The organism is Nocardia sp. CA-136227 (genome assembly GCF_050955695.1).
GTDB lineage: Bacteria > Actinomycetota > Actinomycetes > Mycobacteriales > Mycobacteriaceae > Nocardia.
Genome location: NZ_CP192081.1, coordinates 2051715 through 2068798 on the forward strand (window position 1 = coordinate 2051715; position 17084 = coordinate 2068798).

At 69.2% G+C, this 17084-nt stretch carries 15 protein-coding genes; 10 read left to right on the forward strand and 5 right to left on the reverse strand.

Going from position 1 to position 17084, the window contains the following annotated elements; genetic code table 11:
• Positions 1-257 precede the first annotated feature (257 nt).
• Positions 258-1268 carry an alpha/beta hydrolase gene (locus ACQP06_RS09130; protein ID WP_433671823.1) on the forward strand — a complete coding sequence of 337 codons (1011 nt, stop codon included), beginning with the start codon at positions 258-260 and terminating at the stop codon, positions 1266-1268.
• Positions 1269-1302: 34 nt separating this feature from the next.
• Here the strand turns inward: ACQP06_RS09130 and ACQP06_RS09135 are convergent, their stop codons facing one another.
• The gene (locus ACQP06_RS09135; RefSeq protein WP_357096321.1) at positions 1303-1503 is read right to left on the reverse strand and encodes a hypothetical protein; all 201 of its coding nucleotides are present in this window, start codon (positions 1501-1503) and stop codon (positions 1303-1305) included.
• A 293-nt stretch (positions 1504-1796) separates the two neighbouring features.
• Here ACQP06_RS09135 and ACQP06_RS09140 point away from each other — a divergent pair, with 293 nt between their 5' ends.
• Positions 1797-2993, forward strand: coding sequence for a lipase family protein (locus ACQP06_RS09140; RefSeq protein WP_433671824.1), 1197 nt, complete (start codon positions 1797-1799; stop codon positions 2991-2993).
• A 3-nt stretch (positions 2994-2996) separates the two neighbouring features.
• On the opposite strand, the gene ACQP06_RS09145 is transcribed toward ACQP06_RS09140, so the two are convergent.
• The 3 genes from ACQP06_RS09145 to ACQP06_RS09155 all read right to left on the reverse strand — a co-directional run bounded on the left by ACQP06_RS09145 (position 2997) and on the right by ACQP06_RS09155 (position 6570).
• The gene (locus ACQP06_RS09145) at positions 2997-4271 is read right to left on the reverse strand and encodes a PucR family transcriptional regulator (protein ID WP_433671825.1); all 1275 of its coding nucleotides are present in this window, start codon (positions 4269-4271) and stop codon (positions 2997-2999) included.
• A 329-nt stretch (positions 4272-4600) separates the two neighbouring features.
• Complete coding sequence (locus tag ACQP06_RS09150) at positions 4601-5905, reverse strand: sensor histidine kinase (RefSeq protein ID WP_433671826.1); 1305 nt, start codon at positions 5903-5905, stop codon at positions 4601-4603.
• A complete protein-coding gene (locus ACQP06_RS09155; protein WP_433671827.1) occupies positions 5902-6570 on the reverse strand; it encodes a response regulator transcription factor in 669 nt (222 codons plus the stop codon). Before ACQP06_RS09155 ends, ACQP06_RS09150 begins: the two co-directional genes overlap by 4 nt.
• 356 nt (positions 6571-6926) lie before the next feature.
• Here ACQP06_RS09155 and mgtE point away from each other — a divergent pair, with 356 nt between their 5' ends.
• Both mgtE and nrdF read left to right on the forward strand, forming a co-directional pair.
• Complete coding sequence (gene mgtE, locus ACQP06_RS09160) at positions 6927-8315, forward strand: magnesium transporter (RefSeq protein WP_433671828.1); 1389 nt, start codon at positions 6927-6929, stop codon at positions 8313-8315.
• Between the two features lie 244 nt (positions 8316-8559).
• Positions 8560-9522, forward strand: coding sequence for a class 1b ribonucleoside-diphosphate reductase subunit beta (nrdF, locus tag ACQP06_RS09165; protein ID WP_379101492.1), 963 nt, complete (start codon positions 8560-8562; stop codon positions 9520-9522).
• Between the two features lie 257 nt (positions 9523-9779).
• Here nrdF and ACQP06_RS09170 read toward each other — a convergent pair whose 3' ends face one another.
• Positions 9780-10823 (reverse strand): ABC transporter substrate-binding protein, encoded by a 1044-nt coding sequence (locus tag ACQP06_RS09170; protein WP_433671829.1) that lies wholly within the window; start codon positions 10821-10823, stop codon positions 9780-9782.
• 281 nt (positions 10824-11104) lie between these two features.
• Here ACQP06_RS09170 and ctaD point away from each other — a divergent pair, with 281 nt between their 5' ends.
• The 6 genes from ctaD (at position 11105) to ACQP06_RS09200 (ending at position 17071) form a co-directional block, all read left to right on the forward strand.
• Positions 11105-12841 (forward strand): aa3-type cytochrome oxidase subunit I, encoded by a 1737-nt coding sequence (gene ctaD, locus ACQP06_RS09175; RefSeq protein ID WP_357096299.1) that lies wholly within the window; start codon positions 11105-11107, stop codon positions 12839-12841.
• Between the two features lie 110 nt (positions 12842-12951).
• Positions 12952-13995: an NAD(P)H-dependent flavin oxidoreductase gene (locus ACQP06_RS09180; protein WP_433671830.1), complete on the forward strand. Its 1044-nt coding sequence runs from the start codon at positions 12952-12954 to the stop codon at positions 13993-13995.
• Between the two features lie 139 nt (positions 13996-14134).
• A complete protein-coding gene (gene serB / locus ACQP06_RS09185) occupies positions 14135-15364 on the forward strand; it encodes a phosphoserine phosphatase SerB (protein ID WP_357096294.1) in 1230 nt (409 codons plus the stop codon).
• Positions 15365-15463: 99 nt separating this feature from the next.
• Positions 15464-15937 carry a protease inhibitor I42 family protein gene (locus tag ACQP06_RS09190; protein WP_433671831.1) on the forward strand — a complete coding sequence of 158 codons (474 nt, stop codon included), beginning with the start codon at positions 15464-15466 and terminating at the stop codon, positions 15935-15937.
• A 21-nt stretch (positions 15938-15958) separates the two neighbouring features.
• A complete protein-coding gene (locus ACQP06_RS09195; protein WP_433671832.1) occupies positions 15959-16702 on the forward strand; it encodes an aminoacyl-tRNA hydrolase in 744 nt (247 codons plus the stop codon).
• A 147-nt stretch (positions 16703-16849) separates the two neighbouring features.
• Positions 16850-17071, forward strand: a complete 222-nt coding sequence (locus ACQP06_RS09200) for a hypothetical protein (protein ID WP_379276983.1) — start codon at positions 16850-16852, stop codon at positions 17069-17071.
• The last annotated feature ends 13 nt before the right edge of the window (positions 17072-17084 follow it).

Here is a 17084-nt window from a genome sequence, read left to right on the forward strand (position 1 = left end):
GGCCGAGGTCGACGCCTGGTTAGGCTCGCCATGGTTCGGGCATCGGTTTCCATCGAATTGCGCGGGTGATGCCGGAATCGGGAAACGCATCTGGACAAGCGTTTTGGAGGTGAGTCGATCGAAACGGAGACCCATCGGGTGTATCAACCTCGCACCCGCCCGGTGGGTTCTTCGGACGTAACCGGAATCCCGCGCACCGCATGAGGAGTTGGCTTGTCGCACTGCCTGATTCGAAGACCCCGATCCGGGGCGGAGTCGTGAGGCGGCGGGCCGCCGCCGGGGTCGCGCTGGCGCTGGCGGTGATCGCGAGCTCGTCGTTCGGGGTGAGCGCCCAGGCGGGCCCGCCCGGGCGGATCGCCTCGCGGGCCGCGGTGACGCGGGTGGAGCAGGTGGGGCCGCGCTGGGAGCGTGTCGAGGTGGCCTCGGCCGCCATGGGCCGCACCGTCGCCCTCGATGTGCTGCACGGTGCCGGGGCCGGGCCCCGGCCCACGCTGTATCTGCTAGACGGCGTCGACGCCGAGGGTGTGTCCGACTGGCTGACCAAGGGGCATGCGGCGGACTTCTTCGCCGACAAACCGGTCGATGTGGTCTTTCCCGCCGGTGCGACCGGCAGCATGTACACCGACTGGCAGCATCCCGACGCCGCGCTCGGCTGGAATCGCTGGGAGACCTTCCTGACCGCCGAGCTGCCCGGCGTCATCGAACCGTATCTGCGCTCGGACGGCCGGCGCGCCATCGCGGGGGTGTCCATGGGCGCGCAGGGCGCGATGATGCTCGCGCACCGGCATCCCGGATTCTTCAAGGCCGTCGCGGGATTGAGCGGCTGCTACTCCACCGTCGACGGGCCCGGCAGCGCGGTCACCGCGGCCACGGTCGCCTCACGCGGCGGCAATATCCTGAATCTGTGGGGCCTGCCGGGCACCTTCGATTGGCTGACCCACGACAGCACGGTGGGCGCGGAAGCCTTGCGCGGCACGGTGATCTACCTGTCGGCGGCTTCCGGTCTGCCCGGTGCGCCGGATCTGAACGAAGTGCTGAAGTCGCCGGATCGGCTGGCCGCGCTCGGCACGGCCGCCGGCGGCGTGGCGCTCGAGGCCGGGGCCCGGGTGTGCACCGAGCATTTCTCGAAACGGTTGAGCGACTTGGGGATTCCCGCCACCGTGCACTACGAGCCGACCGGCATTCACGCCTGGGCGGATTTCTCGGCCCAGTTGGGCCCGGCCTGGGACGCCCTGGCGGCGGCCTTCGCGCCGGCGTCCGGGCGGTAGCGGGACCACCCGGGCGCCTGGGCCGCACGGTATCTCAGTGCCGGAACCCGTATCGGGGTAGTCGCCGCAGTCCGGGCCGGATTCGGCTGTCCACGGTCACGGCCAGGCCGACGTGGACGGCGGCCACGGTGAAGTCCGAGGCCTCCTGCCAGGTGGCCGCGTATTCCATGGTGAGTTCGGCCCCGTCGGCGGGTCCGCCGAGGTAGACGGTGACCCGGTGGGTGAGCGCGTCCATAGTGCTGCTCCTCGAGATCGTGCGGGGGAGAAACGCGAGCCGACCCCTTCGTCGGCTCGCGCGTCTCTGGTACCGAACGTAATCGGATTGCCGTGCGCAGGAACGTGTTCCGGTTTCTGCTTGGACATGTCACAAGTGGTGTGCGGGAGTTGTTGTTACGCGGTGGAACAGAAACATCTTCGGCTCAAAACTTCGTCACGCGTTCACAAACCGCGCCCGCCCCCATTGTGACTATTCGGAAGGTTCGTGCGCGCCTCTGGCCGGGCGCGACCGCCGTTCCTACGCTGCCCCGCATGAGGATTCGTGTCCCGATCGCGGCGGTCGCCGCGCTGCTCGTCACCGTCGCCACGGGATCGGCCGCCGCCCAGCCACTTCTGCCCACCCCGGATCCGGACCCCTTCTACGCCACCCCGTCCGATCTGGCGGGCCATCAGCCCGGCGAGGTGCTGGCCACCCGCGCCATGCCCGCGCTGCCCAGCTTCCCCGACACCGACATCACCCTGATCAAGTTCCGCTCCACCGACTCCACCGGCCACCCCATCGCGGCCACCACCACCGTGCTGTCCCCGCGCGGCCGCAAACCCGACGCGCCGGTGCTGTCGCTGCAGCAGATCATCAACGGCCTGGGCGCGCAGTGCGCGGTCTCGCGGGTGCTCTACACCACCGACCCCAATCTGATGATCCGCGAGGCCCCCGCCTGGAACACGGTGCTGAAGCGCGGCTGGACCGTGGCCCTGCCCGACCACCTCGGCCCCCGATTCGCCTACGGCGCGGCCAAACTCGGCGGCCAGATCACCCTCGACGGCCTGCGCGCCATCCAGCGGGTCCCGGACCTGCGGGTCGAGCACAGCCCCCTCGCCATGGCCGGCTACTCCGGCGGCGGCATGGCGACCGCGTGGGCGGCGGCGCTGGCCGCGTCCTACGCGCCCGACCTGCGCATCGCGGGCGCGGCCATGGGCGGGGTGCCGATGAACCTGGTCTCCATGCTGGAAACCCTCGGCATGAACCGGCATCCGGCGTTCGGGCTGGCGCTCGCGGCCGGACTGGGCCTGGAACGCGAGTACCCGGACCGGTTCCCGATCAGCGATCAGCTCAACGACCGCGGCCTCGCCATCCGCGACAAGCTGCTCAACAGCTGCACCAATGACATTCTCGCGGCGGGCGCGGGGCAGGGCGCGCTGGACATCGCCAAGACCACCGTCATGACCGACGACCCGCAGGCCCGGTCGGTGGTGGCCGAGAACAGCCTGGAGCTGTACTCGGGCGTCCCGAACATGCCTGTCTTCGAATGGCATTCGCCGATCGACGGCCTGGTGCCGGTGGACGCGGTGGTGAACACCATCCACCGCTACTGCGCGGCGGGCGCGAAGGTGTGGACCGAGCAGGAGCCGGTGCCCGACCATCTCACCGCGGCGGTGCTCGGCGTCCCGGCCGCGTACGGCTGGCTGGACGCGCGCCTGCGCGGCGAGCCCGCGCCGACCAACTGCTGAGCGTCAGCCCGCCTGATACGTGCGCGCCACCAGCGCCGAACGCAGATACCAGAGACCGGACGGCTGGGTCGGATCGAATCCGGTCAGCTGTCCGATCCGTTTCAGCCGGTAGTCCACGGTATTGGTGTGCACGTGCAGCATGCGGGCGGTGCGTTGCCGGTTCAGGTTGTTGCTGATGTGGGATTGCAGCGTCTCGAGCAGTTCGGTGTGCGCGTCCAGCGGATCCAGCAGCGACCCGAGGTGGTCGCGGCCGGGACCGGGCCGGGTCAGCTGATACTCCAGGGCCAGCTCGTCGAAGCGGAACAGGCCGCGCACCAGGCGTAGCCGGTGCACGATGTCGAGGAGTTCGTGGGCCTGGTCGGCGGCGTCCGGAATCTGTTGCGGCGCGGCCGGAACCAGCGTGGCGGTGATCGGCACCCGCGCGGCCCGCGACAGCTGCTCGACCAACTCGTCGAGCTGATCGTCGGCGACCGCGGTGGCCGGCACCAGCAGGGTGCCGCCGTCCACGCTGAGCAGCGACAGCACCTTGTCGGTGTAGCGGGTGGCCAGTTCGGCCTGCACCCGCCGCAGTTTGCGGCGCGCCACCACCGCGCCGTCCACGGTGGGGGAGTCCTCCTCCGGATGTTCCGGAATGGCCAGCGCCAGCACGTGATACGTCTCGGCGATCTCGATGCCGCACTCGCGCGCCATGGTGGAGGTGCTGTGCCCGCCCAGCAGCGCGGAGGTGAGGGTGTGCACGGCGGTGTGGTGTTCGCTCACCACCGAGCGCAGTTCGCGCACGTAGGCCATGGCCACGGCGGAGGTCATCCGGTCGAGCAGTTCCACCACCAGCTTCGCCCCGCCGACGATGTTGTCCATGTCGGCGGCCGCGATGACCAGGGTGACCTCGCCGTCCTCGTCCTCGCGGCGCAGGTGCCGGGACAGGGCGCTGGCCATCACCAGCTCCGAGCCGATCTTGAAGCCCTCGTGGATGGCGTGGTGGATGGTGTCGATCGGGATGCCCTCGCGCGCCCACTGCGCGGCCGCCTCCTCGAGGCGCTTGGTCTTCTCCGGGATGTCTCGCCCGTCGAGCATGCCGACCGCCAGCTCCAGGCAGGTGCGGGTGATGACGGTGACGTCGCCGTGAATGGCGTCGCCGGGCAGGGTGCCGCACGGCGCGACCGTCTCCACGAAGTGCCCCACCATGTGCTGGGCCACCCCGCGAACATCCTTGAGCGGCGACGAGATCGGCGTGCCCGACACGGTGAGTCCGGTCCGGGCCGGAATTCCCACGGCCATCCGTGACTCCCTTCCACCCCCGGGTTGCGCCCCGTGCGGGACCTGAAACGCTAACGCAGGCCGTATGTCCGAACGGCCGGATCGATCCCTCCCTGTGATGCACAGTAATGCGCGCCGGGCGGCGCTGTGACTTCTCACATGTGCCAGGCGGATTCCGCATGACGGCCCGGCGCCGCCGAGGGGAAGCTTCACCGTGGTCGGAGCGGGAACGCGGCGGCTCGAGAGTGACACCGCGGCGCTGTGCCGAATCCGGTTCCGGCCGTGACATTCCTGTCTGCCCGCCTGGACACCGGCCATGCCCCGGCTCGGTCCGCGCGCGGGCCGCTCGCCTAGTGGCGCGCGCCGACCGGACCGCCCACGGTGATGTCGGCCGGCGGCAGCCACAGCGTCGCGATCGCCCCGCCGCCGGCCGCGGGCTCGATGGAGGCGTTGCCGCCGTGCGTCTGCGCCACCCACGCCACCAGCGCCAGCCCGATGCCGTTGCGACCGGTGCGCCCGGCCGCGCCGCGATCGAAGGGACTGGCAGACATGACCGGATCGACACCGGGACCGTGATCGCGCACGCTGACCCGTCCCTCGGCCACGTGCACCTCGACCGGCGCGGACCGGTTCACCGCGCCGTGCGTGAGCCCGTTCTCCAGCATGTTCCGGATGGCCAGGCTCAGCAGCTGCGGATCACCCAGCACCACGGTCGGATGCGCGGTCACCGCGATGCGCTCGTCGCCGGCCTCCTCGGCCACCATCTCGGCCAGCTGATCCAGCCGCAGCAGCGTGCGCTCGGGTTCGGCGATGCCCGCCTGCATGCGTGCGCGGGCCAGCAGCCCGGTCACCAGCCGCGCCATCCGGTCCGCCAACCGCTGCGCCTCGGCGAGGGTCTGTGGCACCTGCTCGGGCGCCGGCCGCGACCCGGTGAGCAGCTTCAATGTGGTGAGCGGCGTACGCAATTCGTGCGCGGCGTCGCTGAGGAACTGCTCGTGCTCGCTCAGCAGGCGCAGCGCCTGAGCCTGGCTGCGACCCGCCAGCAGATACGTGACGGCGGCGGACAGCAATACCAGCAGCGCGCCGCTGATCGCCAACTCCCACACCAGGGTTCGATGCTTCCCGGCATCGGCCATGGTCTCGGCCCCGGCCAGGATGACGACGGTGGCGTCCCAGCCGTCCCAGAACACCGGACTGCCCGCCAGGGTCACGGTGCGGCCGGTGATATCGGTGGCGGTGAACCGTTTTCCGGCATAGATGACGGTCTCGGAGTGATCCTCGACCTGCGTTGCGAGCGTGGCGATCTCGGAGTCATCGGGCAGCAGCGAGCGTTGGTAGGTGTGCGCCTGCTTCCACGGCTCACCCGGTTTGCGCATCAGCACGGCGACCGCGGTGGATCCCGTGGCCAGTTCGTCGTCCATGACCGTCGACAAGTCCAGGGCCGACTTGTCGTCCTGCTGGATGGCGCGCGCCAGCCCGCCCGCTACCCGCTCGACCTGATCATCGGCGCGGGTCTCGCGCGCGTGTGCGTCGATCGTGGCGGCCACGAAGCCGAAGATCAGGACCGCCGCCGCGGTGATCACCGCGGCCAAGGCGGTCATGAACCACCGGGCGCGCTGGAGCCGGGCCACGGCCGGCGAGCGGTGTGCGCTCACGCCGCTCCACCGGCGATCAGGAAGCCGGTGCCGCGCACGGTCTCGATCACGCTCGGCTCCCCGAGTTTGCGGCGCAACTTGGCGACCACCGCGTCCACCACGTTGGAGGCGGGCTCGGCCATCTCGTCCCAGCAGCATTCGATGAGGTCGGTGCGGGTCACCACGCTGCCGCGGCGGGTCGCCATGAGCTCGAGGACCGCGAACTCCTTCGGGCTGAGCATCAGCAGGACGCCGCCGCGGGTCACCCGGCGGCGCATGATGTCGATGTCGATGTCCGCCAGCGTGATTCGCGCGGCGGTGGGCTGGTCGCGGCGGCGGCACAGCGCTCGTACCCGCATCACCAGTTCCGGCAGCGCGAACGGCTTGGTCAGGTAGTCGTCGGCTCCGTGCTCGAATCCGGCCAGCCGGTCGTCGAGGCCGTCGCGGCCGGTGAGTATGAGCGCGGGCACCGTGTGCCCGGCGGTGCGTGCCCCCGCGACCAGGTCCAGACCGTCGCCGTCGGGCAGGCCGCGGTCCACCACCAGGCAGTCGTAGCGATTGACGGCGATCTTGAAGTCCGCGTCGGCGAGGCTCTGCGCGAGGTCCACCGCGAACCCGGCGGTACGCAACCCATCGGTCAACTCACGACACAGCTGATGATCGTCCTCCAGCACCAAAACTCGCACAGGGGCAGAGATTAGGGCATTCCGGACCCCCGCCCCAATGGCCCGGACGATCGGATCGTCGAAAAATGATCGAAAAACAATCCGGCGTCGGTCCGGGGGTCCGGAGCGGAGAAACCGGACATGGCGAGCCGCGTTAGGCAACCCTCTGTATCCTGTACATGGTTGTTTCTGTCTGTGTCGGCGTTCGAGAAGGGGGTGAGGTCCGTGCGCGGTGAACCTCCCAGTCGAAGGCCGCGTGGCATCGCTCTCGGATTCCGTCGATAGGACAGCTTTCTGGCGACGGGGTGGGTGCGGTGCCCGCGGTGTGATCCGGTACCCCCGACCACCCTCAACCGCCACCCGGCCGAGGTTTCGCCATGACGCAGACCGAACTGCCCCCTGCCGTCCCCACGGTCGCCGCCGACATCCCTGTCCCCGAACGGGATTCGCTGCGCGACATCGTCGACTGCCACCACCTGACGCCCGCCGTGGAATGGCTCGACAACCATCCGCCGCACGTCATCGCGGACGAGCTGGCCCGCATGGACGCCGTCACCGCGGTCATGTCCTTCCGGCTGCTCGACAAGGACCGCGCGCTGGCCGTGTTCGAGGAGCTCGAACCCGTGGATCAGCAGCAGATCCTGGCCGGGCTGCGCGATCAGAGCTTCCGCGACCTGGTCGAGGGCATGGATCCCGACGACCGCGCCCGCATGCTGCGCGAGGTTCCCGCCAAGGTGGCCAAGCGGGTGCTGGCCGGGCTCAGTCCGCACGAACGGCGCATGACCGCGGGGCTGCTCGGCTACCCGGAGGGCTCCGTCGGGTTCTACATGACGCCGGAAGTCGTTGCGCTGCCGCGGAATCTGCCCGTGGGCGAGGCGCTGCACATGGTGCGCGCCAAGGGGGCGACCGCCGAGACGGTCTACACGCTGCCCGTGGTGGATGCGGGCCGCCGGCTGATCGGCGTGGTCGAACTGCGCGATCTGGTGCTCGGCTCGCCCGACACCATGATCGCCGAACTCATTGCGTCCGAACCGGTCTCGGCGCGCGCCACCGGCTCCGCGGAGAAGGCGGCCCGGCTCATGCAGGGCGCCAACCTGATCAACCTGCCGGTGGTCGACAGCGAGGACCGACTGGTCGGGCTGCTCACCATCGACGACGCCGTCGAGGTCATCGAGGCCGCCGACTCCGAGGACATGGCGCGGCAGGCCGGCACCTCCCCGTGGTCGGGCCACTACATGGCCGCGGGCGTGTTCCAGCTGGCCCGCTACCGGGCGCTGTGGCTGATGCTGCTGCTGGTCGCGGCGACCCTCACGGTCACCGTCACCAACTTCTTCGAGCCCACCCTCGAACAGGCCGCGCACCTGGCGCTGTTCATCCCCCTACTCATCGGATCGGGCGGCAACGCGGGCGCGCAGGCGGCCACCACCTGCGTGCGCGCGCTCGCGGTCGGTGAGGTGCGGGTCTCGGACCTGCTCGCGGTGATCTGGCGCGAATGCCGGGTCGGGCTGCTGCTGGGCTGCATGCTGGCCGCCATCGGCATGGTGATCGGCACGCTGTTCGTGGGGCTGAAGATCGCGGTGGTGGTCGGCATCGCGCTGGTGATCATCTGCGGGTGGGCGGCGACCATCGGCGGCACCATGCCGCTGCTGGCCAAGAAACTGCGCATCGACCCGGCCGTCATCTCCGCGCCCATGGTGACAACGCTGGTCGACGCCACCGGTCTGGTCATCTACTTCACCACCGCGAAGGTGGTACTCGGCATCTGATCGGCAAACCCGGGGTGGGTCCGCGAGGGTCTACCCCGGTGCGCTGTGACGGATTGCACCGCTGTAATTTTCTGCCGTTGGTGACGTGCTTGCCCATCTCCGTTTCGGATTCTCGCAGGACAACGCGATAGACACGTGAAGACACAACCTATTGTGCTGCGCGGGGATGTCACCTACCAGTAGTAGTGTTCATGGCAAGGGAATTCGCAGGGTCCGGAAGCTGAGAAGGGTGTGTGAGCGGGGCGTGAAGCTCATCGATCGAGTTAGTGCGATCAACTGGAACCGCGTGCAGGACGAGAAGGACTCGGAGGTCTGGGATCGACTCACCGGCAACTTCTGGTTGCCGGAAAAGGTCCCGGTGTCCAACGACATCCCGTCGTGGAACACGCTGACCGCCAACGAGAAGCAACTCACCATGCGGGTGTTCACCGGTCTGACCCTGCTCGACACCATCCAGGGCACGGTCGGCGCGGTCAGCCTCATCCCCGACGCGATCACCCCGCACGAGGAGGCGGTGCTCACCAACATCGCGTTCATGGAGTCGGTGCACGCCAAGAGCTACAGCTCGATCTTCTCCACGCTGTGCTCCACGCGTGAGATCGACGAGGCCTTCCGCTGGTCCGAGGAGAACCGGAACCTGCAGCGCAAGGCCGAGATCGTGCTCGAGTACTACAACGGAGACGACCCGCTCAAGCGCAAGGTGGCCTCCACCCTGCTGGAGTCCTTCCTGTTCTACTCCGGCTTCTACCTGCCCATGCACTGGTCCTCGCGGGCCAAGCTGACCAACACCGCCGACATGATCCGCCTGATCATCCGCGACGAGGCCGTGCACGGCTACTACATCGGCTACAAGTACCAGAAGGGCCTGGAGCTGGTCTCCGAGGCCGAGCGCGAGGAGCTCAAGGCCTACACCTTCGAGCTGCTCTTCGAGCTCTACGAGAACGAGGTCGAGTACACCCAGGACCTCTACGACGAGGTCGGCCTCACCGAGGACGTCAAGAAGTTCCTGCGCTACAACGCCAACAAGGCGCTGATGAACCTCGGCTACGAGGGCCTGTTCCCCAAGGACGAGTGCGAGGTCAACCCCGCCATCCTCTCGGCCCTGTCCCCGAACGCCGACGAGAACCACGACTTCTTCTCCGGCTCGGGCTCCAGCTACGTCATCGGCAAGGCCGTCAACACCGAAGACGAGGACTGGGAATTCTGACGCCCCGCGTCGCCCCATCCGCCTGAAAAGCCAACGGCCCCGAGCGAATCCGCTCGGGGCCGTTGGCTGTCGAAGGCCGGGTGCGCGGCCGCTGAAATTACCGCGTTTGCTGGGCGTGTCCGTGGGGAATACCGGTCATCACGAAATGTTCACGATCGGGCTGGTGAACTTCGCGGTCAGTGCTCGGCCGGGTGGCGACTTCCCCACGTCATCGGGCCGAGCACCGGATCGAATCGGCCCGTGCGGCGTGCCGTGGATCAGTCGGCGACGTAGCCGTTGAGGTTGTTGCGGAGGTCCTCGAGCAGGGCGCGGGCGGCGGTGATGCCGCTGCCGTGCCAGATGGTGTCGTCGACGGCGAACTCGCGGCGGTCGCTGACCGCGCCGAGCTGTTTCCAGTTGTCGCCCTTCATGATCGACTTGCCGTAGTCGAGGCCGTCCTTGCCGTCGAACATGAGGAAGATCAGGTCGCCCTCGAGCTTGTCGCGGTCGGCCTCGGTGCTCGGCCCGGAGACGTCGAACGAGTCGCCGCGCTGCGCCTGGGGGCGCTGCACGCCCGCGTCGCCGAGCACCTGGGCGGCGAAGGTGTCGCCGCCCTGCACCTGAATCGTCTTGGGCTCGAAGCGGATCACCGACGCCTGGCTGAGCGCGGAGTTGGCGGCGACGCCGGTGTCCCGGGCCGCGGCGCGGTAGTCGTCGAGGGCCTTGGCGCCGGCGGCCTTGCGGTTGAGGCCCTCCGCGAAACCGGTGAAGGTGGCCTGCCAGCCGTGATCGTCGCCGACCAGGACGGTCGGGGCGATGGCTTTCAGGGCGTCGTAGCGGCCGCGGTCGGCGGCGGGGCCGATGATCAGGTCCGGCTTCAGCTCCGCGATCTTCGCCGGATCCGGGCTGTCGACCGTGCCCACCGCCGGGATGGCGGATATCCCGGAGCCCAGATACGACGGCTGCGGCGTCGGCCCGGCGACGGTGGCCGCGCCGACCACCCGCTCCCACAGGCCCAGCGCGCAGGCGGCGTCCAGGGCGGGAGTCGACAGCACCACGATGCGCTTGGCGTCGGCAGGAACCTCCGTGGCGCCCGCGGCGTGCGCGACGGACTTGGTGCCCCCGGCCGAGTCGGGGGCCGTCGGCAGCGCGCACGCCTTGGTGGTGTCGCGCTCGATCCCGACCACGCCCGCACCGGCGATATTCGTGGTGGTGCGCACAATCGAGGCGGAGTTGTCATCGGTCTTGGCGCACCCCGCGGCCAGGCCGACGGTCAGCAGCGTCGCCGCCGAGACCAATCCCACACTGCGCAAATGCCGCATAGGGGAAAAGGTGGAGGCGAACGTGTTTCGGGTGGAAGCAGACTCGCGCACCGGCATGCGGGGCAGCCTACAGCCGTGCCCCCCGACTCCCAATCAGGACACCGGCAGCCCGACGGATACGACCTCGGCGGAGCCGAAATACGACACAGAGTAGGACCCGGAGCGAGCGCCGATGGGACACGGTTTACGATCTGTCACAGCGCAAGCCAACGTCGTTCGTCATGTTGCCGAACCGGACGCCGGAAGCAGCGTACGAACGATGGCATACCTGTGGAGGTTTCGTGACTGCCGTAGAACCGCGGCCGGCCAGCCTTGTGGAGGCGGAGCGGCCCTATCCTCAAAGGACGGGTCCGAAGGGATCGTTCATCTTCAAGATGGTCACCACGACGGACCCGAAGGTTCTCGGCGTCATGTACCTGGTGACGGCCATCTCCTTCTTCATGGTCGGCGGCATCATGGCGCTGCTCATGCGCGCCGAGCTCGCCCGTCCGGGCATGCAGTTCCTGTCGCCGGAACAGTTCAACCAGCTGTTCACCATGCACGGCACGATCATGCTGCTCTTCTACGCGACCGCGATCGTGTTCGGCTTCGCCAACATCATCCTGCCGCTGCAGATCGGCGCCCCTGACGTCGCCTTCCCGCGTCTGAACGCGTTCAGCTACTGGCTGTACCTGTTCGGCGGCTCGATGGCGACCGCCGGCTTCATCACCCCCGGCGGCGCGGCGGACTTCGGCTGGACCGCGTACACCCCGCTGTCGGACATCGTCCACTCGCCCGGCGTCGGCGCCGACCTGTGGATCCTGGGTCTGGCCGTCTCCGGTCTGGGCACCATCCTCGGTGGCGTCAACATGCTCACCACCGTGGTCTGCCTGCGCTGCCCGGGTATGACCATGTTCCGGATGCCGATCTTCACCTGGAACATCGCCGTCACCTCGGTGCTGGTGCTGCTGGCCTTCCCGCTGCTCACCGCGGCCCTGTTCGGCCTGGCGTACGACCGCCACCTGGGCGGCCACATCTACGACCCGGCCAATGGCGGCGTGCTGCTCTACCAGCACCTGTTCTGGTACTTCGGCCACCCCGAGGTGTACATCATCGCGCTGCCGTTCTTCGGCATCGTCTCGGAGATCTACCCGGTCTTCTCGCGGAAGCCGATCTTCGGTTACACCACCCTGGTCTACGCGACCCTGGGTATCGCGGCCCTGTCCATCGCCGTGTGGGCGCACCACATGTACGCGACCGGCGCGGTGCTGCTGCCGTACTTCTCGTTCATGACCTTCCTCATCGCGGTTCCGACCGGTGTGAAGTTCTTCAACTGGATCGGCACCATGTGGCGCGGCCAGCTCACCTTCGAGACGCCGATGCTCTGGTCGGTCGGCTTCCTGGTGACCTTCCTCTTCGGTGGTCTGTCGGGCGTCATCCTGGCCTCGCCGCCGCTGGACTTCCACGTGTCGGACACCTACTTCGTGGTGGCGCACTTCCACTACGTGCTCTTCGGCACCATCGTGTTCGCCACCTTCGCGGGCATCTACTTCTGGTTCCCGAAGATGACCGGCCGCATGATGGACGAGCGTCTGGGCAAGTGGCACTTCTGGGCCACCTTCGTCGGCTTCCACACCACGTTCCTGGTGCAGCACTGGCTGGGCAACATGGGTATGCCGCGCCGCTACGCCGACTACCTGCCGAGCGATGGCTTCACCACCCTGAACACCATCTCCACGATCGGTGCCTTCATCCTGGGTTCGTCGATGCTGCCGTTCATCTGGAACGTCTTCAAGTCCTACCGCTACGGCGAGGTCGTGACCGTCGACGACCCGTGGGGCTACGGCAACTCGCTGGAGTGGGCGACCTCCTGCCCGCCGCCGCGGCACAACTTCTACGAGCTGCCGCGCATCCGCTCCGAGCGTCCCGCGTTCGAGCTGCACTACCCGCACATGGTCGAGCGCATGCGCGCCGAGGCCCACGTGGGCTGGGGCTCCAAGTCCCACAATGTGCACGAGCTGGAGAAGGCGTCGCACTAGTCGCCTGACACCCGAACACCATCGCGGCACCCGTCTTCGGACGGGTGCCGCGGTGCGTTGCGGGGTGGGGTGGCCGGACCCGGTCGGCGGCGGGACGCTTTCATGGAGTGATGACCGAGAATGCGGGACCGCGGACCGACTGGTCGGACGCGATGGGGTTGCGGACGCCGATCGTGAACGCGCCCATGGGCGGAGTCGCCGGGGGCCGGCTGGCCGTCGCGGTCGCGGCCGCCGGGGGACTGGGCATGATCGGCATGGGCAGCGCGGGCTCGGTCGAGGCGCTCGAACGCGAACTGGCCGCCGCCGCCCTCGACGGCGAACTCCCCGCGCTCGAACGGGAACTGATGGGCAGCGAGGCAGCGCCCGCGCCCGGCCCGATCGGAATCGGCCTGGTCGACTGGGTGGCGGCCGCGCGACCGGGACTTCTCGACCTCGCCCTCGCCGCGAAACCCGCCCTGCTGTCGGTGAGCTTCGGGGCCGACCTGTCCTGGGCCGCCCGCGCCCGCGCGGCCGGAATCCGGACGGCGACACAGGTTTACACCGTCGAGGACGCCCGGCGCGCCCGCGACGCCGGGATCGACGTGCTGGTCGCGCGCGGTCTCGAGGGTGGCGGCCACGGTGCGCCCGAGCTCGCGACGCTGCCGTTGCTGGAGGCGGTGCTCGACGCCGTGCCCGGCCCGGTGCTGGCCGCGGGCGGAATCGGTTCGGCGCGCGGGATGGCCGCCATGCTCGCGGCGGGCGCCGCGGGGGTGTGGCTGGGCACCGCGCTGGCCGCCGCCGAGGAATCGCTGCTGCCTCCGAACAGCCGCCGCGCCCTGCTCGCGGCGCGGGGCACCGACACGATCCTCACGCGGGCGTTCGACATCGGCATGGAACTGCCCTGGCCGCAGCGGTTTCCGGCCCGCGTGCTGCGCAACGACTTCACCGAGCGCTGGCAGCACCGCGTCGACGAGCTGTCCGCGCCCGACCCGTCCCCGAGCATCGCCGCGGCCCGGGTCGAGCTGGCCGCCGCGAATGCCGCCGATGATCCGCGCATCGCACCGGTCGATGCCGGGCAGGGCGTCGGGCTGGTCACCGCGGTGCGCCCGGTCGCCGAGATCCTGGGCGAATGGCGTTCCGAGGCGGCCCGCCTGCTCGCCCCCGGCGGGCATTGAGCCGTACGTGAGCTTCGCCGACGTGATGCCCGCCACCGTGGGCGGCGGTCGGCGCGGTCGGTGCGAGGCCGACCTGACAGAATGAGCTGCCGCCGCATGTCGGGCGGGCCACGTTGTCGCAGGGACAAGGAGTCATCGATTGAGCGCGTCTGACACGACGGTTCTGGTTACGGTCACCGGACCCGACAAGCCGGGCGTCACGTCGGTGCTACTCGCCGCGCTGGCCAACAACGGGGTCAGCCTGCTGGATGTGGAGCAGGTCGTCATCCGGGGCCGCCTCACCCTGGGCGTGCTGGTGTCGTGTCCCACCGATCCCGAGTCGCTGCAGGATCAGCTCGAGGACGCCATGGCGTCGATCGGCATGGACGTGGCCGTGGAGATCGGGGCCAGCGCCGTATCGGGCGCCAAGCTGTCCACCCACGCGGTCGTGGTGCTGGGTTCGCCGGTCACCGCCCGCGCCTTCAGCGCCATCGCGCGCAAGCTGGCCGCGCAGGGCGTCAATATCGACTCCATCCGCGGCATCGCCGACTACCCGGTCACCGGTCTGGAACTGCTGGTGACCGTGCCCGCCGCCGACGCGGACACCGAGACCGAGCTGCGTACCGCGCTGTCGGCGGTGGCCGCCAAGGAGAGCGTGGACGTCGCGGTCGAGAAGGCCGGTCTGGCGCGACGGGCCAAGCGGCTCATCGTGTTCGACGTGGACTCCACCCTGATCCAGGGCGAGGTCATCGAGATGCTGGCCGCGCACGCCGGTGTCGAGGACGAGGTCCGCGCGGTCACCGAGGCCGCCATGCGCGGCGAGATCGACTTCTCCGAATCGCTGCGCCAGCGCGTGGCCACCCTGGCCGGGCTGGACGCCTCGGTCATCGACGAGGTCGCCGAGCGCATCGAACTCACCCCCGGCGCCCGCACCACCATTCGCACCCTGCGCCGCCTGGGCTTCCGCTGCGGCGTGGTGTCCGGCGGCTTCCGCCAGGTCATCGAGCCGCTCGCGCACGAACTGGAACTGGACTTCGTGCAGGCCAACACCCTCGAGATCCGTGACGGCAAGCTGACCGGCGCGGTCACCGGCGAGATCGTGGACCGGGCCGCGAAAGCCGTTGCGCTGCGCCGGTTCGCGGCCGAGACGGGCGTGGCCATGGAGCAGACCGTCGCGGTCGGCGACGGCGCCAACGACATCGACATGCTCAATGCCGCGGGTCTGGGTATCGCGTTCAACGCCAAGCCCGCGCTGCGCGAGGTCGCCGACGCCGCGCTGTCGCATCCGTTCCTGGACGCGGTGCTGTTCATCCTGGGCGTCACCCGCGACGAGGTCGAGGCCGCCGACGCCCGCGACGGCGGTATCCGCCGGGTGCCGCTGCCGCAGTAAGCCGTGCGGTAGCCGCAACGCGTCCAATTCGCTTGCGCCACCCTGAGCTCCGCTCTCGGTACCGTGGTCGGAAACCCGGCGATGACCGAAGGAGTCCGAGTGCGTGTGCGTATGCCGCTGGTGATGGTGATGGCCGGCCTCGCGCTGGCCGCTTGCGGCACCACCAACCCGAACGAGGCGCAACCGGTCTCGGCGACGAGTGTCGCGGGCACCACCGCCGTGCAGGCGACGTCCGCCGACCGCGCGGCCGAGCGGATCGGCGCGGACTCCGACGGCAAGGACGTGAGTCTGGCCCTGGGGCAGGGCCTGGTCATCACCCTCGAGGCGAATCCGACCACCGGATTCGGCTGGCAGCTGGGTGCGCTGGATCAGAACGTGGTGAAGCAGAACGGGTCACCCGAGTACGAGCAGGACGCCAACCCGGACGGCAAGGTCGGCGTCGGCGGCAAGTCGGTGCTGAATTTCGTGGCCGTGGCCCCCGGCTCGACCACGCTGAGCCTGGCGTACATGCGGGCCTGGGAACAGGGCGTCGAGCCCGCCAAGCGGTTCACCGTGAACCTGACGGTGCGTTAGAACGTCGTTGTAGGAGTGGTTGTGTCGAGCGTTGGATCCACCATCGATGCCGGTTTCGAGGCCAGGCACGCGGAACTGGCCCGGGGCTACGGCGGCGGGGGCGATCCCGCCGACCCGGCTCTGGTCCAGGCCATGCAGATGGTGTTGCACATTCCGAAGAACCATCCGCCCGCGCGGTCGGCGTTGCTGGCGGCCGCCGCCTCGGCGGCGGTCGCGGTGTGCCTGGACGAGCGGGTCGGGCCGGACGGGGAGTGGGAGGAGCGCTATCTGACCTGGAAGCGCTCGCGCATCCGGAAGGTGGCGCGGCGGGCCCGCGGGGCGCAGTGGCTGGCGGCGCAGGAAGTCGACGGTGTCACAGTCGATTTCGGCGGCGCGCAGGCGCGGGCGCTGGTGCCGGGTCCGGTGGGGGACGTGGATCCGCGGATCCGTCGGCTCCAGATCAGCGGAACCGAGCTGCCCGAGGAGGCGGACATCGCGATCGATCCGGAATGTCCGGTGCTATGGGTGGACTCGGAATTGGGTATGACTGTGGGGAAGGCAGCGGCACAGGTAGGGCATGCCAGCATGTTGCTGGCAGGCGCCTTATCGGTGCGGCAAGCGTATGCGTGGGCCGCCACCGGGTTTCGGTGCACCGTCGCGGAGGCCGATCCGGGCCACTGGGCGGAATTGCGACAGCGGGTGGCCCGGGGCGACGCGGTGGCGGTGCGCGACGCCGGGTTCACGGAGGTGGCCCCGGGGTCGATGACCGTGATCGCGGTGCCGTAGGTCGGAAGGCATGGAGGCGGCGGCGCGAATGGCGCACTAGCGAAACCGAATGGTTGGCGTGCTGACCCATATGGGCAGGGCGTATCGACTTCCCCGACCGGGTGGTCCAGGATCGATTCACGAGTTTCCTCGAAAGGAAACCACGAAATGACAACATTGCTGGTTGTTCTCATCGTGTGGACGGTGCTCTCGATCCCGGTGGCACTGATCCTGGCACGGATGTTCCGCTCCACGAGCGCCGATGCGCGGGGCCGGGGAATGCGGGGCCCGGAGTGCGATCTATCGGAATTCGATACGCGCACCCATGAAATCGCTTATCGTCCCCGCACTTCCGGAGAGGACACGCCCCGGATTCAGCCACCACGTTGACGATCGTCCAGGG

What these genes read in the sequence shown, in the direction of transcription:
- ACQP06_RS09135 (WP_357096321.1), bottom strand. Translation starts at nt 1,503, where the DNA reads ATGGACGCGCTCACCCACCGGGTCACCGTCTACCTCGGCGGACCCGCC.
- ACQP06_RS09140 (WP_433671824.1), top strand. Translation starts at nt 1,797, where the DNA reads ATGAGGATTCGTGTCCCGATCGCGGCGGTCGCCGCGCTGCTCGTCACC.
- ACQP06_RS09145 (WP_433671825.1), bottom strand. Translation starts at nt 4,271, where the DNA reads ATGGCCGTGGGAATTCCGGCCCGGACCGGACTCACCGTGTCGGGCACG.
- mgtE (WP_433671828.1), top strand. Translation starts at nt 6,927, where the DNA reads ATGACGCAGACCGAACTGCCCCCTGCCGTCCCCACGGTCGCCGCCGAC.
- ACQP06_RS09170 (WP_433671829.1), bottom strand. Translation starts at nt 10,823, where the DNA reads ATGCGGCATTTGCGCAGTGTGGGATTGGTCTCGGCGGCGACGCTGCTG.
- ACQP06_RS09180 (WP_433671830.1), top strand. Translation starts at nt 12,952, where the DNA reads ATGACCGAGAATGCGGGACCGCGGACCGACTGGTCGGACGCGATGGGG.
- ACQP06_RS09200 (WP_379276983.1), top strand. Translation starts at nt 16,850, where the DNA reads ATGACAACATTGCTGGTTGTTCTCATCGTGTGGACGGTGCTCTCGATC.